The organism is Aneurinibacillus sp. XH2 (genome assembly GCF_001439585.2).
Lineage (GTDB): Bacteria > Bacillota > Bacilli > Aneurinibacillales > Aneurinibacillaceae > Aneurinibacillus > Aneurinibacillus thermoaerophilus.
Map to the genome: position 1 here is coordinate 1767990 of NZ_CP014140.1, position 24283 is coordinate 1792272.

Consider the following 24283-nt stretch of genomic DNA (forward strand, 5'->3'; position numbering starts at 1 on the left):
TAAAGGCGATGAAGATATGAGATGTTCTATATAGGAGGCATCTACTGTGACAACAATAACAGCGGCTCGTTATATAAGGCCGATGCGTACCGGATTTTGTCGGCCGCAGTTATTTGAATGCGATGACGGGAATCAGTATGTAATTAAGTTCATGTCCAATCCCCAAGGAATCCGGATTTTGCCGAATGAGCTGATCGCGTATCGCTTGGGAAAGCTTTTACATCTTCCTGTTGTTGAGGGAAAAATCATTTATATTCCGGAACAACTCATCGTCACAACGCCTGACCTTTCTCCTTTTCACCTGACGCCCGGACCGCACTTCGGCAGCGTCTTTTACCCAAACGCAATACACGCTACGAATGACTCTATCTCTAAGTGTGCAAATCTTTGTCAAGTGCCATTAATCATTGTATTTGATTATTGGATTAATAACAATGACCGGGCCGGGAGCAGCGCCAATTTCATTGTTACTCGGGAAGATGTATGGACCCTGCGTCTGATTGATCACGGAAGTTGCTTCTACGGTGCTGGATGGACCAGTGACATACTAAGGCAAAACAACTGTCATATTGAAGCATATTGGGGCGAAGTGTATGAAAGATTCGTGCCCTTCATTGATGGTCCCCGCCCGTTTGATGAGGCGCTTGCCTTGCTTGAATCATTAAGCAGAACACAAATCGAAGAAGCAGTCATCGATATACCTGAGGAGTGGGAAGTTTCCCAGGATGAATTGCATGTGTTAATTGAACACTTAATCCAGCGGCAATCGCACGTGCGCGAGGCCATCGAGCAATTAAAGCCGTATTTCCTTATATGGAGTTCAGCAGTCGACTTCTTTGAACACAATGAAATCCGGCCGGAAAGGAGGAAAAAATGAAGATTTTATTAGCCTCATTTTTTGCCCTTCCTAGTATAGGAGGATTATGGACATACGTTCAGCAACTAAAGCAATATTTGGAACGAATGGGGCATGATGTCGATGTATTCGCTCATCATCCAGAAAAGCGAAGCTACTATATGTTCCACCAGACGAATGACTTTGACATTAAAAAAGCTAAAACACAGGTTTCTCCTGTTTTTTCACCGGCTTATTACCAGGTTGATTCACTATCTGATCCAAAGATTGCAGATATGGAACTACAGCGGTGCATTTACGAAGCAGCCGCGCTTCATCTTGGGGTAACAGAGTATGACATCATCCATACACAAGACATTATTTCTACTATGGCAATTGCACGGGTGAAGCGAAAGGAAACCCCTTTGATTGCAACCATTCACGGATGCTATACGGTGGAGATACTAGAGAATGGAGTTATCTCATCGAAAGATTCCCCTCATTGGACATATAGCTCACTGCTTGAATATTACGGAGTTACAGCAAGCGACGTGACGATTGTTCCTTCGCAATGGATGAAAAATCTCCTTGTTCAACAGTTCAACGTACCTTCCCATTATATGAAAGTGATTCCAAATGGAATGGACATTGAGCGGTTCCTAAAAGAGATGGAAAGCGCTGACGAATTTGTGTCGCCTTTGGATAAAAAAATAATCGCTTGTGTTGCCCGGCTTCATAAACTAAAAGGTCACCATCACCTACTTGAGGCACTTGCTAGACTAAAAAACGAAAGAACGGATTGGGTATGTTGGATTATCGGAGCTGGCAGTTTACAGAAAGACTTAGAGCGCCAGAGTCAAGATTTGCAGTTGGAAGAGCATGTCATGTTTTTAGGTGCCCGTAATGATGTCGCCGCCTTGCTGAAAAAGGTGGATATCTGCACCCTTCCCTCTCTACAAGAGAATTGCCCTTATTCTGTCATGGAGGCACAAGTGGCAGGAAAGCCCATTGTAGCATCCGCAGTTGGTGGTATCACGGAAATGGTGCAGCACGAAATAACGGGCCTTCTTTCACCTCCCGGCCAAGAAGAGCCTTTATACCTTAACTTAAAAAGAGTGATGGAAGAAGAAACGTTGCGCCATCAAATTGCAGATAACGCGAAAGAATGGGGACAGAAACAATGGTCTCTGGAGATGATGATGAAGCGTACGCTTGCCGTTTATGAAAAGGCATTGCAGAAAAAGCATAAAGGAGGAAAACGTTTTGAGCTACAGCCGAAAAAATGAGGCATCGGACAGACGCGTGAAACAGTTCGTGGTTTCTGTGAATACGCCAAAGAAAGTATCCTGGTCATTTCCTGTGCTGAAAAAGGCCAATACGAACATAAAACAATTGAGGGTCAAACAGGGTACGGTATGGAAGCGGCCGCGTCCAAAAGATGTAGGGAAAATCGAAATCACTGAAAGTGATGAAACAGTACAAATATTGGAGACACAAGAAGTTACCGAATCTGGTGATACCATACTGCTTTCTCCTGAAATATACGAATTGCCTAAACCGGCCAGAATTTTGATGATTTGTACGGAAAAACTTCCGGTTCCGCCTGTGCGCGGCGGAGCCATTCAAACGTACATTGATGGGGTTGCTCCCATACTCGGTGAACATCATCATGTTACCATCCTTGGTATTGCTGATCCGGAGCTTCCCACACAGCAGAAAATTGGGAATGTAAACTATGTACGGGTTCCTGGTAAAGTATTTGATATTTATATGGAAGAAGTCGTTTCTTACCTGAGTCAGCATACTTTTGATTTGATTCATATTTTCAATCGCCCTCGCTTGGTCGCTCCTGTGCGCAAAGTGGCTCCGCACGCACGTATTGTGCTAAGCATGCACAATGACATGTTTCTTCCGGAGAAAATTAGTTCTTCCGAAGCAGAGACAGCGATTGAGGAAGTAGATCGTATTATCACTGTCAGCGACTATGTGGGCCGAACGATTGCCGGATTGTACCCGCAGGCAGCTGATAAATTACGAACGATCTACTCCGGCGTGGATCTTAAGCGATACATTCCGGATAGTCCTGGTACGGCAAAAAAAGAGCGGGAAGGTCTAAGAACCCTATATGAACTCAGCTCCAAAAAAGTCATTCTCTTTGTGGGTCGCCTGTCACCAAAGAAAGGTGCGGACATCCTTGTGCGAGCCATGACCGATGTAGCCGACAGGTACAAAGATGTGGCCCTCGTTTTGGTAGGAAGCAAGTGGTATAGCGACGATGAAATTAGCGACTATGTAGCGTACGTTCGTGCGCTTGCCGCACGCTCTCCCATTCCGATTGTTACAACAGGATTTGTGCCAGCGGATCAAGTTCATAAATGGTTCTGGGCCGGTGATATATTCGTCTGTCCTTCCCAGTGGGAAGAGCCGCTGGCTCGTGTCCATTACGAAGCGATGGCCGCCGGATTGCCGATTATCACGACAGCGCGTGGCGGAAACGCAGAAGTCGTTGTTCACAATGAGACCGGGCTTATTATCAGCGAGCCGGAAAACCCAAAAGCATTTGCCGAAGCAATTACTACTTTGTTTTCCAATCCGAAACTTATGGAACAAATGGGAAGCAAAAATCGCCGCTTGGCTCTTGAACGCTATAGTTGGAACCGTGTGGCACATGAAATTCTTGATGTTTGGGAAGCAAAAGTTGTCATTAGAAAGAAGGCAAACTAATGGGAAAGGTACTGGTTACCGGATGCGGCGGCTTTATCGGCTCAAGTCTTTGCTATGCGCTGTTACAGGACGGATATTATGTAACAGGTATCGACATATTTACATCTAATTACGAACGCTGGATAAAAGAACGCAATCTGGAGTCGTTAAAACAGTTTAGCCGCTTTCGCTTTATGGAAGTTGATCTTGCCGCCTTTCCGCTTGCATCGCTTCTTGACAAGGTGGACTACGTTTTCCATTTGGCGGCGATTCCGGGCGTGCGCACGAGTTGGGGGGAACACTTTGCAAAATATGCGAAGAACAATGTTTTAGCTACGCAGCTGTTGCTAGAAGCAGTAAAACATTCTTCGATTAAAAAAATGATATACGCCTCTTCGTCTTCCGTATACGGGGGGATGATGGGGTCTACGGATGAACAGCGAACTCCGCATCCAATTTCCCCTTACGGCGTGACAAAACTAGCGGCTGAACACTTGTGCCAATTGTATGCGCGCAATTTTCACGTCCCCGTCATTTCGCTTCGGTACTTTACCGTATTTGGCCCAAGACAACGTCCGGACATGGCTTTTCACAAAATGATTTATTCCATTTTGCAAGATGCGCCTGTTACGATTTTTGGCGACGGAGAGCAGTCACGAGATTTTACCTTTATTAAGGATGCGGTGACGGCCAACATTTTAGCCATGCAATCGCCCTATATAGGTGAGGTATTTAATGTTGGAGGTATTTCGCGGTTGCGGATCAACGAAATCATTGATATTATTGAAAAGCAAACGGGACAGAAGGCCAAACGACAATATTTGCCGGAGCAGCCGGGCGATCCGAAACATACATGGGCAGATATTACCAAAGCAAAAAATATGCTACAGTATGATCCGCAGTTTGATGTGGAAAAAGGAATGTACTTGCAAATTCAGGACGTTAAAACGTTGTATAACCTTTAAAGAAATAAGTTTAGGTTGCATTGTTTCTGTTTCCTCCTGCGCCAAAGCAGGAGGTTTTTTAACGTATAGGAAAAAGGCGAAGACGAGCGGCAATGCCCGCGAGTTTTTCTCATTTAACTCTATTCTTTGGTTTTGAGTCGAAAAAATGAAAAATAAAAAATGAAAAAGCAAAACTAAATGGAAGAAATGAAGTCTAATAAAAAATGATAGGAGTATTTAATAGACTCTATTCTCTTACATAGGTTACATATATTTTCAGCAAAAAATGAAAAGGAGGATGTGAGTGCAAACCTTTCGTACTGTTTTATACGTTAAGAGAAAGGGATTGTACAATAAATATATGGTAAGAAAAGTCGTATTTGTTGCGGTTGCTACGAGTATGGTATATACAGGAGGAATGCTCCCGGTTTCTAGTAAACATATTACATATGCGCAGAGCAATAAAGGGTCTTTGTACTCTGTCACTTCTGTACCTTTATCTCAATTACTGGAAGAGAAACAGCCGATTATCGGAGAATCAATAGCTACAGAAGAACAAATGCTTGCATTCGCTCGTGCTGTAAACCCCAGCTTTCCTGCGGAATTGCCTAAGCTGTATCTCGAAATTGGTAAAAAATACGGTATACGGGGCGATATCGCCTTTTGTCAGATGATAAAAGAGACGGGATATCATCGATTTGGAGGAATTGTTGAGGCCAACCAGTATAATTATGCCGGAATCGGTGCCACTGGGAATAGTAAAACGAATAAGGGAAACTCATTCCAAAGCCCGGAACAAGGAGTGCTGGCACATATTCAGCATTTGTATGCATATGCTACAAAACAAAACCTTCCCCAAGGTGAAAAGTTGGTAGATCCGCGTTTTAAGTATGTAGCCAGAGGGATAGCGCCAAGCTGGCAAGATTTAAATGGTCGCTGGGCTGTTCCGGGAAAGGGGTATGGAGAAGATATTCTAAGAATTTATTATCAAATGCTCCAAACACCGACTTCGTCTGAAATACAATAAATCATTAAACTCTAGTAACACCCAATATATCAAAGATCGTTTTTTTCTCATATCGGTGGGGGGTTCGCCTGTTTTTTTGTAGGAGGTTAAACAGGCGAAAGAGGATCTTTGATAGCTATTGGGTGTTTTTTTGTAATGATCAGATTTTTATCCGGTATTATATGGTGAATGGTCTGACTGTTTTTCTTGCTTTGGTGTAGAAGTTGCTGCTGATTGTGATTTACTTTAAGGATTGACAATACTAGTCAATTTTTATTATCATTATTAATAATAATAAAAAAGAGGTGAACAATAATGAAACAGTCAAAGGCAGACTTACTCCTTCATCCAATCCGACTGCGTATCGTTCAAGCTCTCATCGGTGGTCGACATCTAACGGCTCAGCAATTAATAGAGTTGTTACCAGATGTCCCGCAGGCTAGCTTGTATCGACACCTTAATAAGCTTTTTGAAGGAGATATTATTTATGTAATCGATCAACGTCAAGTGCGTGGAACAACAGAGAAAGTTTATGCACTGATGGAACAAGGAGCAAATTTGACAAAGGATGACTTAGCAGACTGTAGCCGTGATGAGCATATGTTATATTTTTTAACTTTTTTAGCTTCTCTTCAATCTGATTTTCAAAGGTATCTTCAGCAGGAACAGTTTGATTTGGAAGCAGATGGGGTTAGCTATCGAAAGGCTACATTGTACGTAAATGATGAGGAGTTTTCTCAATTGATAAAAGCGCTTCGTTCCGTTGTTGAACCATTTTTTAAAAACCATCCTGCCCCGGGTCGACGTCCCCGGACACTTTCAACGATCATCATTCCTCAGCCGGAACAAACGTCTTCAAATGATAATAGAGAAGGGGATTAATTTATGCCTAAAAATGAAAATGCTTTATCTGATCAATCACTTCAAAACATTGCTCGCAAGTTTCTCTTTGTTATCCCTTTTTATCTAGCTGTTCCTCTATCAATCGGGATTTTTTTTCACTATGTGTTTGGCTACATTCATTGGAAAGCATTTGGTTTGGGTGCTCTTGGCTGGGTGGTTGCGCTTATGTTGCGCGGACCAGTCACTGTACTTATGAAAGGATTGCCTAAAGAGAGAGCCATGCTTTACATTGGTTTATCTTCTGGACCTTTAGAGGAAGGGGTTCGTTTGATCCTTTTGTTGCTGACTGGATCTTCTTTTTCTTGGGCTCTCTCAGTTGGGCAAGGATGGGCTGCGATTGAAGTATTGTTTACCATTATCAATGGATTGGCTTTGATCTATGTTCTTCAGCAAAATGACGAAAAGGCGATTCAGGCAAAAGAGTTTTTAGAATCACAAGGAACGCTTTATTTAAATCCATGGTGGGGTGTGGTTGAACGGATCTTTGCTACTGCCTTTCATATTGGAGCGACCCTGCTTATAGCGAAAATCCCCTTGCTAACCTTGATTCTTCTTATTGTGCATAGCTTGTTTAATCTTACCATTGTCTGGATAGCCCGTAAAAACATGATTTTCGCACAATTATTAGCAGCAATTGTAGGTACGGGATTACTAGTATCTGGATTCATTGTGTTCAGATGATAGTGAACGACTCACCGCTTAGCTAACGCTTGAAGCGGGAGTCGTCTTGGCTTATTACGTTAAATCTAATGCTTAACTGAATCAAATAAGTCAGATTTGAATATCCTGCTGAGGACTGCTTTATTTGCATTGGTTCAGCGGGTAGCCCCTCGATTTGGGAACAGATATCATGTTCGATCGATTGCCAGTTGATTTTTGTTTTATTTGATATGCTTTAAAAACTTTCCTTTGGCTCCCCATATAAACATGCCAATAACAGAGAGGGCTACTACGAGAATGGGCGCATACGTAATCAGAAATTGTTGCATCGTATCTTCCTCCTTATCGTTGACCTTGGACGTATTTTTTATCGAACAGAAACAGTCGCAACAACAAATATAAAGAAGGCAGAAGCAAGCACAATCCGGCGATAAAGGCGACGATGAGCGCGATAGCCATCGTTTGATTCGTAAATCCATCATAAATGGTTAAGTAAGGATACAATAGGTACGGGTAATGGGAGAATCCGTAGCCGAAGAAAGCAAACCCGTATTGTAATGTCACAAGACCAAACGCGGTGCCGTACCGCTTTTTCTTATAGAAAAGATACACTGCGGCCGCGAAACACAGAACGGATAACACAAATACCCAGGCGATGTCGAGCATCCGCGCAAAGTGCATGGAATTGTGCTGCTTGAGTGTAAATAGTACGACAAACGCGGCTAAAATTGATGGCAAACTCCAGAGCAATGTATAGATGCGGAGCAGTGCTGTTGCTTTTTCGTCCCCGGCAGCATGAGCATAATAGGTCAAAAAACTGGCCGAGATAAACAGTACGCTAACAATGGCTAACAATACCACACTCCACGAATAAGGACTGGCAAACAGTTTGCTGTATAGCAAGCGTACGCTTTGGTCTGTTACTTCGATGAAACCTCCTTCGGATATCGTCAGTACGGTTGTAAATGAGGCGGGAATGAGAATACCGGTTACACCATACAGAAAGGTATAGAGTTTATTGTCTTTGGCCCCGTATGTGCCGAACGCATAATAGGAGCCGCGAATGGCAAGCAACATAATTGAAATGCTGGCCGGAACCAGCAGTGCCGTGCCATAATAGTAGGCGGTTTTCGGGAAAAAGCCCACGATTCCAACAAAGAAAAACACAAGGAATACATTTGTTACTTCCCATACTGGCGATAGGTAGCGTTGAATGACTTTGTGAATAATATGCTTTTTGCCAGACCAGTCGCTGTATGTGCTGAAAAACCCGGCACCAAAGTCGATCGAGCCGATGATGACATAGCCGAACAAGAACAGCCAAAGAACCGAAATTCCAACCAATTCGAGCGTCATACGTTCACCTCCTGTGAGGCGTTCATTGTTTTGAGTTCATGTTCTACCGGATTGTTTTTAAATATTTTCCGTAAAATGAATGTACTTGCAATGGCGAGTAGAACATAAAGGATAATAAAGAAGATGAGCAGCACATCCACATAATCGGCGGTTGTTGCGCCAGCTACTGTTTTCATGTACCCGCGCAAAATCCACGGCTGTCGTCCTACTTCAGCAAAAATCCAGCCGAGTTCAATGGCCAGGAGCGCAAGCGGGCCCGACAATAGCACAAGAAACATGAGCGCTTTATGATACAGATTGATGTTGCTACGTTTCTGTTTTTGTTTCCACAGTACAAGATAGGTGAAAGCAACGATTGTCAGCAAAATCCCGATGACGACCATTAGGTCAAACAAATAATGTATATAGAGCGGGGGGCGTTCATCCACTGAAAATTCATTCAGGCCGGTTACTTCAGCGGAAGGGCGGTTATGCGCCAAAATGCTTAACCCGTACGGAATCTCGATCCCGTTTTTGATTTCGTTGTTCTCATCCAATGTACCGAATAAGATCAGCGGAGCTTCTGGTTTTGTCTCAAAATGCCATTCGGCAGCCGCTAGTTTTTCTGGCTGATATTCGGCCAGAAATTTTCCAGAGAAGTCACCGACTACGATTGTAGCTAAGGAAAACACAAAACCAGCAACGAGCGTCAAATGCAATGCCTTCTTATGGTACACATGCGTTTTTTTGTTGCGTAACAGATGATAGGCCGCAATGGACGCCAGCACGAAGGCCGATGTCATATAGGCCGAAGCCAGTACGTGAGCCACTTTCGTAGGCATTGCTGGATTAAACATGGCCACGAGCGGTTGAATATTCGTAATGACCCCGTTTTTGAGTTCAAAACCTTGCGGCGTGTTCATAAATGCATTCACAACAGTGATGAAAAAGGCAGACAGCGAGGAGCCGATCGCGACCGGGATCAGCAAAAGAAAATGCTTCATTGGTTTTTTAAAGCGATCCCATGTATATAAGTAAATGCCAAGAAAAATCGCTTCAAAGAAGAAGGCGAATGTTTCCATGAACAAAGGTAAACTGATCACCTGACCTGCCAGTTCCATAAATTTCGGCCACAGCAGGCTCAATTGCAAACCAATGGCCGTTCCGGTTACGACGCCGACAGCTACGGTAATGACGAAACCCCTTGTCCAGCGGCGCGCCAGCAGGATAAAATGCGGATCGTTTTGTTTAATGCCGATCCATTGGGCCAGCGCAATCATTAATGGAATGCCGACACCAATGGTGGCAAACAGAATATGAAACGCCAACGTCACCTCGGTCAAAATTCGGCTGTATAATGTTGCATCGTATGCAAACATGACAATCCCCCTTATTAGCGAAACAGTCGACCAAGCATCGACAGGAGCATAACCATTGCCACAGTTATGGAAACCATTAGTAGATATCTTTCCTGTTTTCTAATCATAAGGTATCCTCCTTGTATGCCCCGGGGTGTTTACCTGTATTGTACAGAAAAAACGGGAAAAAATTGCGGGGAAGGTATGGCAACTTTTCAAAAGTTATGTTGACATTGTGTGAATGATGCTTTCTCCTTTTCAAAGCTCCTATTTGCAATGTAAGCATTATTCTAATATATTATTTAAATAGGGGATTGTAGTAATTAGCTTACATATTTAAGAAGGGCTGTTTGGCACATAATGGAATCCTCCATAATACGGTTTGCGTATAGTTATACTTTCTGGCTGTTTGCAACAGGAGTATAATAAACTTGGGCTAGTTGGATTTTATGTAACCGGTCTCCTTGTGAGCCTTTTCCGTTTCGCCATATGCGGGAGCGATTGTTACGTATGAGCAGGCATGTATCGGCATGTATCTTAGAGATTGTGAAACTAATCACTAAGGATACACTCCTTATGCAGCAGAATCGAATGGTGAAAAGGTTCACGCAAAATGTTTTTGACGAAAGGAAGAGAATAAATGGACACAGAAATTAAACAGCAAAATTTGAAGCAAGATTCAGCTCTATGGATAAACGAGCTGTCCAACCCGGAAGTTCAAGAAGCATTGGCTATGCTTATTCAGAAGCTCCCTCAAGTGAAAGAAGCAATCGTAAAAGTGGAACAAGGCGTAGAAGTGGTTTCAGCTTTTGCCAGTGATACCGATTCTATTAATTATTTGGCTGAACGCGTGGATAGGTTCTCAAAACTTGCTCTTAACAAGGAAAATATGGAAGCCCTTGCGGTTATGATTGAAAGTCTCCCGAGAATTGCAAAATGCGTAACGTTGCTTGACCGATTATTTTCGACCATTGAACCTCTCATCACAGATAAGGAATCCTTGGCATACCTGGCAGATACGGTTAAACTGGTCACCACGCCAGTGACGGAACGTGTTCAAGAGGGCGTATCGATCGTGAAGGAAGCAAAGGAAAGGGCAGCACAGAATCAAACGAATATATCCATATTTGGCCTGTTGAAATTGTTAAAAGATCCTACAGTTCAGGATGGACTAAAATTCGTTCAGGCTTTGCTGGAGGTTTTATCAGAAAAGAAGGTTGTCAAATAATTTGATGTAATCCTTGTTCTGAACGTTGTCTGATAAGAATTTATACGATATTCTTCACATGAATTCAAACAGGCAATGGCGAACGGAAAAATGAAAAATGATTCAGCCTGTAAATCCTGTTCCTTGCAGAACCCTGTCTTCAATCTGACACCAACACATTCGTTGGTGTCTTTTTTCTCGATATTTATTTAGGTAATAGTAACATAGATAATCACTGGTTATATAAACGTGATGATAAGCCAATTTTCATTTTTCCTACCAATCAAAAGTAACTTGGTGGAAGAGTCGGAGGCGATATCTGAAGCGGTGGTTGAAAGACCGGAGTTGGCCGAACATGGAAGGAGACCGCTTTTTTTGCTCGTGAAATGTAGAAAACAATAATTTGATCGTGTAGAACGGGTCGGGGATCAGAATATAAGCTTTTCTTAAACAGAACCCTGTCAAGTGTTTGGTGAATTCATTCATGGATGGAGGATATAATTGACAAAATAGAAAATACACAATATTATTAAGTAAGTGCTTAATTAATTGAATCTTAGTTTCTGCAAAGGATGAATCGCAATGAAGATGAGAACCAACCGCCAACTAAAGGCTTTAGAAACGAAAAACAGGCTGATCGATGCCGCACTCAGAACGTTTTCACGCAAGGGCTTCAGTCAAAGTACGACTAAAGATATTGCTAAAGAAGCGGGGGTTACTGACGGTTTAATTTATCACTATTTTCAGTCGAAGGAAGATCTGCTTTGGGCGATCTTAGATAAGTACACGCTCCTTCATTCTTTGCAAGAAGTGTTGAATAAGATGGACAATCAGGCATCGCTTGAGCATAATCTGACGGTTTATTTCCACTCATTGTTTCGCAGCTTGCACGAGCAGCAAGATCTGATTGTTATGTGTTTTGGCGAGGCACAACATAATTCTGACGTTCGCAAACGGCTTGAGGGGGTTATTCGACAAGGTGTGGAACTGTTACATGCTTATCTTGCACCCCGTGTTCGAGTGGCAACGCATGATCTGCTGATCGCCATCCGTAATATACAGACCGCCATGGTTCTTTATTTTCTGATGACCGATCGGTTCGCCAATAATGAAACGGATCGTAATAAATATATTGAGACATCCGTTCGCCAGTTTTTAAAAGTTTTACAATAATTTTTTTACAATATTTATTTACTAAGTATTTAATTAATTAAATGGAGGTTGTCCAAATGAAAAGTACAGAGATGAGTAAGTCAACCCCACTGAACAGATTTGATGTTGATGTAGTCGTCGTCGGAGCTGGACCGGGTGGCTGCATGCTCAGTTATTTGCTTGCCCGGAGTGGGGTGAAAACCGCACTTTTGGAACGGCACAATAGTTTGGACCGTGAATTTCGAGGCTATTTTTTTCAACCTTTAGTGTTAAAGCTATTTGATCAGCTTGGATTGCTGGAAGACATTTTACGCATCCCACATGAGCGCGTTGATATGTTTAAGTTTGTGGATCACGGAAAAACGTTGTTTGAAGTTCGTTTTGACGAACTTGAGCCTCCTTACAATTACGGGTTAAATATTTCGCAGCCTCCGTTGTTGGAATATTTCATACAACAATCTTCTCGATTCTCGAATTTCACCTATTTTGGCGGAACGACAGCAAAGAATTTAATCAAACAAGGTGATTCCGTACATGGAATTTTGGCGATAAACCAAGAGGAGGAGATCGAACTGCACAGCCGGTTAGTGGTCGGCGCCGACGGACGCTATTCCACGATTCGGAAACTGGCGGACATAAGCCAAACGATGGACAAATTTGAGTTTGACTTTGTCTGGTTCGATATGCCCAAAGCCTTGGGAAAAGACTATCCGTTGCAAATAAAGATTGAGGACGAAGGTATGCTGATCTATATTCCGAAAGGAGAGGATCAGGTACAGGTCGGTTGGGTGATTAAGAAAAAAACATATCCCGAGCTTGTAAAAAAAGGAATCGATGATTTTATTCGCACATTGATTGTCATCGAGCCGGATTTGCAAGGCGTGTTGCCTTATCATCTTAAAAGTTTCAAGCAGTGTTCTGTCTTGGACATTCAGGTAGGGATGACAGATACATGGGTGCGGGATGGACTGCTATTGCTTGGAGATGCGGCTCACATCGCTTCGCCGTTTTCGGGACAAGGAAACAGTTTGGCGATTCAAGATGCGGTCATAGCTCACGACTCTATCATGAAAGCGATGACTACTCAAGGATCTGGTGTTTTGCAAGAATCCTTTTTAAAAAATTACGAGCTATACCGCAAACCGGCGGTGGCGGAAATTCAAAGAATTCAAGCGATGCAGGCCCGCTTGATTGCAATAAAAAATCCGACCTTTCTCGGATTGCGTCGTACGGTCGCACCCGTGGCGCGGCGTACTTCCCTCTTTAAGAAAATGAGGGATAAAATTGCCATGGGAGTTCAGAAGATAGAAGTGAATACATCGTTCTTTTTATCCCAGGAATCGTGAAAGAACATGGATAGGGAACGATTCGATTCCCCTCGTCGCTTTGATTGAAATGCTTGACATTTTGGAAGTGTCTGAATTATAGTGGGTAATAATATAACTACTTATATTTGGACGGTTTATTTTTGATACAGGAAATAAAAAAATAAGTGGGTGGCATTTGACAAGTGTAGCTATGTGATATACATAGAGTCGCCCGAAAAACGGTTCACTTCGTGTTGAGCCGTTTTTCTTCCGTTCATTTTAAGTAGTTAGTATAATAACTCCGAAAGAGAAAGGGAGATGACCCTTGACGAAGGAATTATTTTTGACCGACAGCTATCGAAGGGAATGTGAAGCCTCCGTTTTAGAAATCGCGGAGGACAAGGTAATTTTGGATCAAACCGTTTTTTATCCTACAGGGGGAGGGCAGGAGCATGACACTGGCATGCTCGTACAAGGCGAGCAGATGTTTGAGGTCTACCGGGTGAAACGGGAAGGGGGGCGAATTGTTCACTATGTGAGAAATGCGGAGAAATTGGAAAAGGGCCCTGTCTTTGCTCGAGTTGACTGGGAGCGCCGCTACGGACTGATGCGGCACCACACACTTTTGCACGTACTCAGCGCGGTCGTTTACAAAAAGTACGGCGCGTTGTGTACCGGTAATCAAATTTATCCTGACCGAGCCCGCATTGATTTTAACCAGCTTCACGATTTGACACCGGAGCAGCTTAACGACGTCATGGAAGAAACAAATCGCATAATTGATTCGGATTATCCGATTTCGTACCGCACGGTAAGCAGGGAGGAAGCAGAAAATATTCCCGGCATGATCAAGACGATGGTCAGCCTGCTTCCGCCCTCTGTTACCCATGTCCGTCTTGTCTCTATTGATTCTGTCGATGAACAAGCATGCGGAGGTACGCATGTGAAACGTACCAGAGAAATTGGTCAAATGGAGATTACCAATGTAAAAAGCAAAGGAAAAAACAACAAGCGCCTGGAAGTGAGAATTATTCATGCTCCACAGGAGGTACGGTCATGAACACGAACGTAATGATTGGGTGTGTGATATATGGAGGAAATCTTTAAGGAACTGCAAAAGTTTGGTTTTTCGCTGTATGAGTGCAAAGCTTACGTTAGTCTGCTCAAGGTTCATCCGGTAACAGGATATGAAATCAGCAAGCGTTCAGGCGTGCCTCGATCAATGATTTACGAGGTGTTGGGGAAACTGATGGACAAAGGCGCTGTCCATCTTGTCCCTTCCGAACCGGTAAAATACTCCCCGGTACCCGCTGATAAGTTAATCGACCGGTTGAGGAAACAATTCGATCGCTCATTTTCCTATTTAGAGAAAAAACTGACCATGCTGCAGCAGGAACGGGAAATGGACGTGATATGGCATATTCGCAGCGACGAACTGGTCTTGAATGAAATGACAGAGATGATCGGCAGGGCCGAAAAGGAGTTATGGCTTTCCGTCTGGGAACCGCAAGTTCCGATGATTCAAGAGGCGGTAGAACGACATCTTCGGGAAGGGGTTCATGTCTTCTCCGTTCTTTTCGGGGCGCCGGACATAAAAATCGGGGCAACCTTTCACCATGATTACATGACGCCTGAAGTCGTAAAAGAGCGGACGAACGGCCATTTGACGATTGTAGCCCGAGACGGCCAAGAAGTGTTAATCGCCAATTTTTCGGATGAATCCACCTCTTGGGCAGTTAAGACACACGATCCGGTGCTCGTATTAGTTGCGACAGAATATATTCGACACGACATTATGATCGAAGAAATTACCGCTGAGTTTGGTTCAGAAAGGTTGGATGCACTTTGGCGAAATAACCCCGATTTGGTTTATGTCGTGAGGGGAAAACGGTTCGACTAGCAGAGAACCGTTTTTTAACACATGCATGTTAGTGTTTATAACAATAACTTCTTATATAGAAAAGTTCTCAATGGAGGAATCATGAGCGAGAAAGAAGTTTACTTGGATTACCCGACAAGTAACGACGAAAGTTTTATTCAAGGTGTGAAGGATTGCTTGCCCACGGTATTAGGTTATTTGAGCATCGGATTTGCTGCTGGCGTGGTGGAGAAAACGGCCGGTATGTCCTTGGCTGAAATTGCTCTAATGTCTTTACTGTTGTATGCTGGTTCGGCTCAGTTCATCGCTGCCGGGATGATGGCAGCAGGTAACCCGGCTACAGCTATTATTTTCACCGTGTTTTTTGTCAATTTGCGCCATCTTCTAATGAGTGCGGCGATCGCCCCTTATTATCGTCATCTGCCTGTATGGAAAAACGTCTTGATCGGATCTCAATTAACGGACGAAACGTTTGGCGTTGCCGCTACTCGGCTGTCTGGAAAGGCAAGGGGAAGTGACCGATGGATGTTCGGTTTAAATTTTACCGGTTATCTCAACTGGTTGCTAGCCAATATGGCTGGAGGGATTTTTGGCCAATGGCTCACTTCGCCGGAGAAGTTCGGTCTGGATTTCGCTTTACCTGCCATGTTTGTCGGCTTATTCATGCTACAATTGATAGAACGTTCAAAGTTTGGCGTTGATCTGGTCGTTGCGATCAGTGCAGTCGTTATAGCGATCGCTGGAACTGTTTTCGTATCCGAAAACGCTGGAGTATTGATCGCTATCATTATCGCTGCAAATATAGGGGTGTGGATCGAGAAATGGAAGTGAGATGGAGTTTTCTATGGATGCTTCTGGGAGCCTCACTTGTTACTTTCATACCAAGGGTTTTACCGCTCGTTGTGCTGAGCCGGATTCGTTTGCCGGATTGGGTGCTTCGCTGGCTTAATCATATTCCGATTGCCGTTATGTCCGCCTTGCTGGCCCAAGAGCTGCTTATTTCGAACGGATCTTTCTCGCCGTCGCCCACTGGGCTCATTGCCGCCCTGCCAGCGTTTGCTGTCGCTTATTTTACTCGAAGTTTGCTTGCCACGGTCATGACAGGGATCGTGGTAATGGCGTTGCTTCGTTACATATTATCATTTACCTTGTAACGATTTTATTTCAAAGGGACGGCAATCATTAGCTTTCTACCGCGCCGCATTGTCGGATTTGTTTCCGATTGTGGGTCATCCTATTAATGAACGTATTAATTTCGACATTCATATCTATATTAGTTGATTAGATGATTACTATTTTCAGCCTTGATAGGCTTTATGCCTTTCAAGGTTTCTTTTTTGGAGAGGGCTACTCAGTCACAAATGAGTTACCTTCTCCACATCATACCTCGAAAACTATGGCGAGAAGAATTTTAACATGCTTCCGATATAGAGCATAGAACAAGCTTGATAGCTTGGTAAAATGACTCTCGTTGGAGAAGCCTCCACCTCGCGATGCAAGCCAATAATCTGCTGTTGCAGGGGAGGCCAAGATAGGAGAAAAGGACACAGATTAAGCCACTGAGCATAATAGATCGGTCTCGCAGAGAGACAGATCTATTTTTGTATCTTGAATCTGTTTGATCGTTGTTCGTACTCTATGTTAATTTATCAATATGATAATGATTATCATTTTCGTATTGGATAGAGGTGTCCATATTGCTAAATCCACGTATTGATAAAGAACATACGTCTATTTTTTTGGACGATCTTTGGTGTAAATTGCGAAGCATCGAATTAGTGCGTGTCGGACAGATAGAGCAACAGCTCATTGAGTCGCATGTCTTGATTATAGTAAAGAACGGCGAGGGACGTTTGACGATCGATTATACGGATTACCGATTGAGACAGGATGCCGTTCATTTCGCTTTACCCGGACAAACCATTGGAATATCTACAGAGGAAGGGGAGAGGGGGGAGCTATATGTCATCAGATTTGATGTATCTTGGGATTCGGATTCGAGAGAAGCGTTCCCACTGCAAAGAGAGCTTCCGATTTATCAAGATACCCAGATGGTTATGTTATGCGAGTTGATGTACAGGAGTTGCCGCAGTGAACACTCATTGGAACGGTTTCGTGGGCAGTCCGCATTTCAGGAATTGCTGTATTGGCTGCTGAAAAATATTCGGCTTTTTCCTGAGTCAGACCAGCGAACAGCGCTGGATCGCACCAAGGCCTATATCGACAGCCATTACAACGAAAGCCTGACGATTGAGTTCTTGGCTCGCATGGCGGATATTAGCCCTAAATATTACGTCGACTTATTTAAAAAAACGTACGGTAAAAGCGCGATCGATTATATAACGGAAGTGAGGCTCAACAATGCCAAGAAGATGATGATACAATCGGATGCCCGGCTGCGCGATATCGCTCATCAAGTGGGCTATAATGATGAATTTTATTTTAGCCGCAAATTTAAAAAAGAGGTAGGGGTATCTCCTACAGTCTATATGAAGAATCGTCGTCGCAAAATCGTAGCTTATACGTCTGCGATTCTCGGCCAAATGCTTGCGCTCAACATCATTCCCTATGCCGCTCCGCTTCACCCGAAATGGACGGCTTACTACCACAAAATGTATCGGACAGATATTCCGCTGCATCTCAGCGCATACCGGTTCAATCAAGACTGGGAATCCAATATTGAGGCGCTGAACGTTGCTCAACCGGATGTTGTGATATGCGACAAGGACAATCTGCATCCCAATGAGAAGAAACAGCTGGAAAAAATTGCACCAGTATTTTACATTCCCTGGAAAGAAAAGAATTGGCGGGAGCAATTTCAGCTGACGGCGCAATTCCTTGGAGCTGCGCGAGAAGCAGATTACTGGCTGGATAACTATGAGCATAAGGTGAAGTCTGCCAGAGAACGACTGAATCGGGAATTAGGAAACGACACCATGCTCATTATGAGTATTCATAAGAAAAGTTATTATCTTTGCCCCGCCCGCGGGATGAAAGATGTGTTATACGATGATTTACAGCTGAATATGGTGCCTCGATTCAATGATGCTGAATACAAACAAGCTGTCACCTTGGAGCAATTAGCGGAAATGGATGCTGATCGGATTCTACTGAATATATGCCAGGAACCGCAATCATTGAACCAATGGCAATTGCTGCAAACTTCCCGGCTGTGGCAAGACTTGAAAGCCGTCCGCAGGAACCATGTATATTTAATTTCCTCCGATCCATGGCGGGAATATTCTGCGTATGCCTGTGAACGAATAGTGGATGACCTGTTGAAGCAACTATTTCAGGCCGTTTAGAGAGCCCTTTTCTGATGCCGCGTTTTATGGAGATTGTCCAAATTAATTCTGGATATTGTCCATGTTCGATTGTGAAAGTCGTAGTTTATAATTTTAATGAGAATCATTATCATTGAAATGATAATGATTCTTAAAAAAGAGTCGGAGTTCATTATTTAGGAGGAATGTCATAACACCTGTTTGCTTATTAAGAAAGAGTACATAGGCTTTCAGGATTGTCCGTCTGGAGGTGGAATGTCTTCATTACGGAGAGTACAGTGCAGCATGCAAATGACAAGGTTTTAACACATAATTTACGGAAGCTCCTACAGGGATGCTTCTAATGATATGACAGTAGAGAGGGAGCAGTAGAATGAATAAGAAAGTATGGGCATTAGGTTTGGCAGGTATGATGATGTTTGGGGTGGCAGCTTGCGGAGCGAAAGAGGAGGCCAAGCCAGCAACCGCTGCAACGACGAGTTCGCAAAGCAAAGGCATGTCTGAAAACAATTCTTCCAAGAATACGGTGAACGCTACAAACGAAATGAGAACCATTCATTACTTAGGCAAAGAGTACAGCGTTCCAGTGAAAGCAGAAAAAATTGTCATTACCGGGTCGGTGGAATCAATGGAAGATGCGCTGGTACTTGACGTTAAACCTGTGGGAGCTATGACAACCGGCGGCAGGTTCGCGCCACTGTTTGCCAAGATTATCGAAGGTGCGGAAGGGGTCGGGGAGAAGACTCAGCCCAATATGGAAACCATCCTGAAGCTTAAGCCGGATGTTATTCTGGCCAGCACTAAGTTTCCTGCCGAAACAGTGGAAAAACTGAACAAGATAGCCACAACGATCCCCGTCTCACACATTTCCACTAATTGGGAATCTAACCTAAACTTGTTGGCTGAGCTTACAGGGAAGCAGGAGCAAGCCAGACAGGCATTGCAAAAGTACAATGAGGAGGTTCATGGGCTTAAAGAAAAGATCGGAGTTGTTTTTAAAGACAAGAACGTTCTGGTTATGAGGGTGCGGGCAGGCAGCATCATGATCTATCCTGAAAATGTGTTCTTTAATCCATCAGTATATTCCGATCTGGGGGCTATGGTTCCGAAAGAAGTGAAGCAAGCGAAGGCTCAACAAGTGATTTCTCTTGAAAAGCTGTCTGAGATGAACCCGGATTACCTTTTTGTTCAATTCTCGGAAGCTGAGAATAAAGACACACCTAAGGTGCTTGAAGATTTGCAAAAAAATCCGATTTGGAAAAGCATCAATGCAGTAAAAAATGACAACGTGTTTGTCAATTTGGTCGATCCGACTCTTCAGGGCGGTACGGTTTACAGTAAAATTGCCTTCTTGGAAGCCATTAAAAGCAGCAAATTAGTTCAAACAAAGTGAGTAGAGCGCTATGCGATCAAGGATTTCTCCATCTGCCCTGATCCTATGGAGTTCACCATTTCTCATTGTACTTACGATTCTTTTGTCGATTCTATATGGAGCCAAGAACATAGAGATAAGCACGATTCGTGATGCGTTGTTCTCTTTTGATCCAGGAAATGTGAATCACCAGATTATTATGCATTCCAGATTCCCAAGGGTGGTCGGGGCTCTGTTAATTGGAGCTTTTCTGGCCATTTCAGGAGCGCTTATGCAGGGTATGACAAGAAATTATCTTGCATCTCCCTCTATTATGGGGGTTTCTGACGGCTCGGTTTTTGCGATTACGATCTGTATGATCTTTATGCCGAATTCTTCGTCTATAGAAATGATTCTGTACTCTTTTATGGGATCGGCGCTTAGCATCGTCCTCGTGTTCGGGATGGCAATTCTGCTTCCCGGAGGGCTCTCGCCGGTTCGGATGGCGATTTTAGGTACGATCATCGGTACGTTTCTAAGCAGCATTTCCGCAGCGTTATCGACCTATTTCCAAGTCTCGCAAAACATCAGCTTTTGGTACAATGCGCGGCTGCACCAGATGGATCCAGAACTGATTAAGCTCGCGATCCCTTTTGCCGTGGTCGGCATTGTGATGGCAATCCAGCTTTCCAAATCCATTTCTGTTCTATCTCTTGGTGAAGAGATTGCCGTTAGCTTGGGGCAAAAAACGACGCTGATCAAGTTTGCTGCTACATTCAGCGTTGTCATTTTGACGGGCATCTCGGTGGCGCTTGTAGGGAAGATTGGATTTGTAGGGCTTATCGTACCTCATATCGCCCGTTTTTTGACAGGTGCCGATTATAAATGGATAATTCCATGCTCCGGGGTGCTTGGAGGACTCTTTCTTGCACTGTGTGATGTGCTCAGCCGATTCCTTAATTATCCGTTCGAGATGCCGATTGGTGTGGTCACGTCTCTCCTTGGCGTTCCTTTTTTTCTTTATTTAATCAGAACGAGGGGAGGCGGGACGCGTGAATAATGTTTCTAGAAGTCGCTATGTCATCGCGTTAGTTATCGGTATTGCCATGATGTTAGTTACTATGTATATGAGTTTGACGAGCGGCGCTTTTGATATTAAGGTCATGGATATTATTCGGACATTATTGCGAATGGATTCGCAGCCTGATCAGGACTTGGTCATTTTTGAATTTCGTCTGCCAAGAATCATCATCGCCATGCTGGTTGGAATGGGGTTGGCCATCGCAGGGGCTGTCATTCAGAGCATTACGAGAAACGGATTGGCTGATCCGGGGATTCTGGGAATTAACTCGGGCGCAGGTGCAGCTATGGTCATTTTTTTGTTTTTTTATCAAGGACAAAGTAAAGGAGACGAATGGACGTCTATTCTGGCGATGCCGCTATTTGGCTTGATAGGCGGGCTTCTCGCAGCGTTCCTTATCTACCTGTTTTCTTGGAAGAATGGAAAGCTGGAATCGCAACGTCTCTTGCTGACCGGTATTGCAATAGCATCAGGCTTAGGGGCTGTTTCGCTTTATCTGACATTGAAAATGAATCCTAACGACTTTGAGATGGCAGTGGTATGGAATTCGGGCAGCATTTACAATGCCAATTGGAAATATATCATTTCTATTCTTCCATGGTTTGTACTTCTTGTTCCTGTCATTGTGAGCAAGTCATATATTCTGGATTTATTTCAATTGGATGAAGACAGCGTCATAAGCGTGGGTGTAGCCTCGCAAAAAGAAAAAGCGGTGCTCTTATTAAGCAGTATCGGCATTGTGAGCGCATGTGTATCCGTATCGGGGGGGATCGGATTTATTGGTCTGATGGCCCCTCACATCGCGAAGTATCTTGTCGGCAATGCACATAGACGAATCATTCCAGTATGCGGAGTTGTCGGGGCACTGTTAGTGATGATCTCTGATTATATCAGCAAGACGGTCTTTGCCCCGGCAGAATTGCCCGTAGGTATCGTCACTGCAATCATTGGCGTTCCGTATTTTATTTTTTTGCTTTACAGGAAAAAGGGGCGGAGCTAATTGAGAAAAGTTTAAAGGATTCTATTAGGATTAGGGGAGGAAATGCTAACAATGGCTCGCAAGATAATCAAGCAGATTGAAACGCCGGTCAAACATACTGCAGGCAGTGAGGTTACAATACCGCATACAGAACAGTGGGAGCTGCATTCTAGCGTCCACAACCGTAAATATCGAATCTTTGTCGCTAAGCCCAATGAGGCTCCGCCACCCTCGGGATATCCGGTGATCTATTTGCTGGATGCCAACTCTGTATTTGGAACGATGGTAGAGACTGTGCGCGTACAGGCGCGTGCGCACGAGAAGACCGGAGTTGTTCCGGCAGTTATCGTTGGGATTGGCTATCAGACCGAAGCCCCGTTTGATTCCGCACGTTATTACGATTTTACTCTGCCGACTCCAGCTGAAGATCTGCCCAAAAGCCCTGACGGAAGAGCATGGCCGGAGCTCGGAGGAGCAGAATTATTTTTGCGATTCATCGAAGAGGATCTGAAACCCGAGATCGAGCGCACGTTCAAAATTGATAAAAGTAGACAAACTATCTTTGGCCATTCACTTGGTGGTCTCTTTGTGTTGCAAGTGCTTTTTACTCATCCGCATGCTTTTCAAACGTATGTCGCGGGCAGCCCCTCCATTCATTGGAACAAGTCGTTCATTTTTGAAGCGGAGCGGCAATTCGTTTCCTTTCTGGAGCAGGAAAGTATAAATGTTAGCCTCATGATCGCGGCGGGAGAGCTAGAAAAATCACATAAGAGTCGCATGAACGAAAACGCGAAGGAGCTTTCAGAACGTCTATCTGCCTTCGCAGACTGTGGAGTGCACGTAGAGTTCAAAGAGTTCGAGGAGGAGGGCCATATATCGGTGCTGCCGGTCTTGATCAGCCGCGGTGTACGGTTTGCATTGACATCTATATCTTGATAAAAGATTTGTATACCGTTGACGAGAATAACAATCCTTTAACGGTGACCATGTGACAGCTGAGGAGAAGCAAAATACTGGCTCGCTCGTTATGATCGTTTTCTGTCAGAAGCCCAAAAACGACTGTCTCCGGATATTAGAACGTGTGCTATACACTCTAAGCTTGACTGAGAGACTAATGTTTTATATGATAATGATAATTATTATTGATTAGAGGTGTGGATGTATGAATCATTCAATAGCGAAAGGAAAAGTAGCAACTGTCATTCAGGAGCGAAGAACGATAAAAAAATTCAAATCTGATTCGGTGTCCCTTGAGATTCTGAATGAGCTGCTTAATGTGGCGGTATGGGCGCCCAATCATGGACTACGGGAACCGTGGCGCTTCATTGTTTTTAAGGATAGTGGAAAGACTGTATTAACAAATGCGATCAGCGAGTTTTTAATTCATGGTCCTTTGAAGATGGATGTGGAGACCGTTAATAAGCGAATGGATTATTTTAAAAGTATTCCGTTGCTTCTGCTTGTCGTCATGCCTCTTCATCCGAACGAACATGAGAGAGACGAGGACTTTGCCGCTGCCAGTGCTTTGATTCAAAATTTGCAGTTAGCGGCATGGGAAATAGGGATTGGCGTTTTATGGCGAACGAATCCATTTTTGCAGGAAGAGGATGTGAAAGAAAAGCTGGGTGTAGGAAGGGACGAGCGCATCGTCGGTTTGCTACAAATCGGTTATCCGGAGCAAATTCCGCCTGCACATCCAAGAACGGCGGCCGAGAATTTGCTGACAGTTATAGATCATCCGGACGTTCCCGTACAAACCGGCTCATGATTTCTGCGCTTTTTCATGACAGAAAATGCCGTTTGAAAGCACACTGGCTTTAGCTGATCGATAGCACAGCTTTTAACATTCTTCCGAAATTCATCTCTCACTTTGTTTGCGTACTTTCGTACAGTCTGGAAGCAATGCCCCGTTTCTTTTGCGATGGCTCAATGATGAATAAATACTTTTTTATCACTCTTGGGCTAATGATTTTTGTGTTGAATGCATGTCTTTTTCAAGAGAAAGTCCAAGCTAAAACCGTAATTAATGGTTCTGATTATGAGGCGAATTTTGATGGAGTACAAGATGATACCGCTGCTATTCAAAACGCTATTAACATGGCTCCAGAAGGCTTTATCATTCAACTTCCTGTTCCAAAACTGAGGTTACGATAACAGGAAATAAAGGTAAACAATTAAAGAAGTCACTCTTTGATTGTAGACAAAGTCTAACTTTCAGACAGGTCTACAAGCTGCAAAGAGACACTCTTTTTTCTATGAATATTTTCACATCAGACAAAAACTCGCAGTGCGTGCCAAA

At 43.7% G+C, this 24283-nt stretch carries 24 protein-coding genes; 21 read left to right on the forward strand and 3 right to left on the reverse strand.

Annotation, left to right across the window (positions count from 1 at the left end):
- The first annotated feature begins 46 nt into the window (after nucleotides 1-46).
- From ACH33_RS08835 to ACH33_RS08865, 7 genes are all read left to right on the forward strand, one after another.
- Entirely contained in the window at nucleotides 47-877 is an 831-nt protein-coding gene (locus ACH33_RS08835) for a HipA family kinase (protein ID WP_057898691.1), read from the forward strand.
- Entirely contained in the window at nucleotides 874-2121 is a 1248-nt protein-coding gene (locus ACH33_RS08840) for a glycosyltransferase family 4 protein (protein WP_057898692.1), read from the forward strand. Before ACH33_RS08835 ends, ACH33_RS08840 begins: the two co-directional genes overlap by 4 nt.
- On the forward strand, nucleotides 2099-3559 hold the full coding sequence (locus ACH33_RS08845) for a glycosyltransferase family 4 protein (protein ID WP_236781990.1): 1461 nt from the start codon (nucleotides 2099-2101) through the stop codon (nucleotides 3557-3559). Before ACH33_RS08840 ends, ACH33_RS08845 begins: the two co-directional genes overlap by 23 nt.
- Complete coding sequence (locus ACH33_RS08850) at nucleotides 3559-4503, forward strand: NAD-dependent epimerase/dehydratase family protein (protein ID WP_057898693.1); 945 nt, start codon at nucleotides 3559-3561, stop codon at nucleotides 4501-4503. Before ACH33_RS08845 ends, ACH33_RS08850 begins: the two co-directional genes overlap by 1 nt.
- A 283-nt stretch (nucleotides 4504-4786) precedes the next feature.
- Entirely contained in the window at nucleotides 4787-5509 is a 723-nt protein-coding gene (locus ACH33_RS08855; protein ID WP_057898694.1) for a glucosaminidase domain-containing protein, read from the forward strand.
- A 294-nt stretch (nucleotides 5510-5803) separates the two neighbouring features.
- Nucleotides 5804-6370, forward strand: a complete 567-nt coding sequence (locus ACH33_RS08860) for a helix-turn-helix domain-containing protein (RefSeq protein ID WP_057898695.1) — start codon at nucleotides 5804-5806, stop codon at nucleotides 6368-6370.
- Between the two features lie 3 nt (nucleotides 6371-6373).
- Complete coding sequence (locus tag ACH33_RS08865) at nucleotides 6374-7072, forward strand: YhfC family intramembrane metalloprotease (protein WP_057898696.1); 699 nt, start codon at nucleotides 6374-6376, stop codon at nucleotides 7070-7072.
- A gap of 200 nt (nucleotides 7073-7272) precedes the next feature.
- On the opposite strand, the gene cydS is transcribed toward ACH33_RS08865, so the two are convergent.
- From cydS to ACH33_RS08875, 3 genes are read right to left on the reverse strand one after another with little or no spacing between them, the layout of a single operon-like run.
- The gene (gene cydS, locus ACH33_RS20550; RefSeq protein ID WP_408863232.1) at nucleotides 7273-7380 is read right to left on the reverse strand and encodes a cytochrome bd oxidase small subunit CydS family protein; all 108 of its coding nucleotides are present in this window, start codon (nucleotides 7378-7380) and stop codon (nucleotides 7273-7275) included.
- Nucleotides 7381-7393: 13 nt separating this feature from the next.
- Nucleotides 7394-8407, reverse strand: a complete 1014-nt coding sequence (locus tag ACH33_RS08870) for a cytochrome d ubiquinol oxidase subunit II (protein WP_057898697.1) — start codon at nucleotides 8405-8407, stop codon at nucleotides 7394-7396.
- Nucleotides 8404-9765: a cytochrome ubiquinol oxidase subunit I gene (locus ACH33_RS08875; protein WP_057898698.1), complete on the reverse strand. Its 1362-nt coding sequence runs from the start codon at nucleotides 9763-9765 to the stop codon at nucleotides 8404-8406. The genes ACH33_RS08870 and ACH33_RS08875 overlap by 4 nt, the downstream gene beginning before the upstream one ends.
- A 619-nt stretch (nucleotides 9766-10384) precedes the next feature.
- On the opposite strand from ACH33_RS08875, the gene ACH33_RS08880 reads away from it, so the two are divergent.
- The 14 genes from ACH33_RS08880 to ACH33_RS08945 all read left to right on the forward strand — a co-directional run bounded on the left by ACH33_RS08880 (nucleotide 10385) and on the right by ACH33_RS08945 (nucleotide 24138).
- The gene (locus ACH33_RS08880; protein WP_057898699.1) at nucleotides 10385-10972 is read left to right on the forward strand and encodes a DUF1641 domain-containing protein; all 588 of its coding nucleotides are present in this window, start codon (nucleotides 10385-10387) and stop codon (nucleotides 10970-10972) included.
- A 561-nt stretch (nucleotides 10973-11533) separates the two neighbouring features.
- Nucleotides 11534-12124 carry a TetR/AcrR family transcriptional regulator gene (locus ACH33_RS08885; protein WP_057898700.1) on the forward strand — a complete coding sequence of 197 codons (591 nt, stop codon included), beginning with the start codon at nucleotides 11534-11536 and terminating at the stop codon, nucleotides 12122-12124.
- A gap of 56 nt (nucleotides 12125-12180) precedes the next feature.
- On the forward strand, nucleotides 12181-13449 hold the full coding sequence (locus ACH33_RS08890; RefSeq protein WP_236781991.1) for an FAD-dependent monooxygenase: 1269 nt from the start codon (nucleotides 12181-12183) through the stop codon (nucleotides 13447-13449).
- Nucleotides 13450-13735: 286 nt separating this feature from the next.
- Nucleotides 13736-14470: an alanyl-tRNA editing protein gene (locus tag ACH33_RS08895; RefSeq protein WP_057898701.1), complete on the forward strand. Its 735-nt coding sequence runs from the start codon at nucleotides 13736-13738 to the stop codon at nucleotides 14468-14470.
- A 30-nt stretch (nucleotides 14471-14500) separates the two neighbouring features.
- Nucleotides 14501-15310, forward strand: a complete 810-nt coding sequence (locus ACH33_RS08900) for a TrmB family transcriptional regulator (protein WP_057898702.1) — start codon at nucleotides 14501-14503, stop codon at nucleotides 15308-15310.
- Between the two features lie 81 nt (nucleotides 15311-15391).
- Nucleotides 15392-16120, forward strand: a complete 729-nt coding sequence (locus ACH33_RS08905) for an AzlC family ABC transporter permease (RefSeq protein WP_057898703.1) — start codon at nucleotides 15392-15394, stop codon at nucleotides 16118-16120.
- Complete coding sequence (locus ACH33_RS08910; RefSeq protein ID WP_057898704.1) at nucleotides 16111-16443, forward strand: AzlD domain-containing protein; 333 nt, start codon at nucleotides 16111-16113, stop codon at nucleotides 16441-16443. Before ACH33_RS08905 ends, ACH33_RS08910 begins: the two co-directional genes overlap by 10 nt.
- Before the next feature lie 534 nt (nucleotides 16444-16977).
- Nucleotides 16978-18594: an AraC family transcriptional regulator gene (locus ACH33_RS08915; protein ID WP_335338945.1), complete on the forward strand. Its 1617-nt coding sequence runs from the start codon at nucleotides 16978-16980 to the stop codon at nucleotides 18592-18594.
- A gap of 352 nt (nucleotides 18595-18946) precedes the next feature.
- Nucleotides 18947-19966, forward strand: coding sequence for an ABC transporter substrate-binding protein (locus ACH33_RS08920; protein WP_057898705.1), 1020 nt, complete (start codon nucleotides 18947-18949; stop codon nucleotides 19964-19966).
- A gap of 10 nt (nucleotides 19967-19976) precedes the next feature.
- On the forward strand, nucleotides 19977-20984 hold the full coding sequence (locus ACH33_RS08925; RefSeq protein WP_057898706.1) for a FecCD family ABC transporter permease: 1008 nt from the start codon (nucleotides 19977-19979) through the stop codon (nucleotides 20982-20984).
- A 46-nt stretch (nucleotides 20985-21030) separates the two neighbouring features.
- Complete coding sequence (locus ACH33_RS08930; protein WP_057900306.1) at nucleotides 21031-22005, forward strand: FecCD family ABC transporter permease; 975 nt, start codon at nucleotides 21031-21033, stop codon at nucleotides 22003-22005.
- A 51-nt stretch (nucleotides 22006-22056) separates the two neighbouring features.
- Complete coding sequence (locus ACH33_RS08935; RefSeq protein WP_057898707.1) at nucleotides 22057-22920, forward strand: alpha/beta hydrolase; 864 nt, start codon at nucleotides 22057-22059, stop codon at nucleotides 22918-22920.
- Nucleotides 22921-23146: 226 nt separating this feature from the next.
- Nucleotides 23147-23752, forward strand: a complete 606-nt coding sequence (locus ACH33_RS08940) for a nitroreductase family protein (protein ID WP_057898708.1) — start codon at nucleotides 23147-23149, stop codon at nucleotides 23750-23752.
- A 161-nt stretch (nucleotides 23753-23913) separates the two neighbouring features.
- Nucleotides 23914-24138, forward strand: coding sequence for a hypothetical protein (locus ACH33_RS08945; protein WP_057898709.1), 225 nt, complete (start codon nucleotides 23914-23916; stop codon nucleotides 24136-24138).
- Nucleotides 24139-24283: the final 145 nt, after the last annotated feature.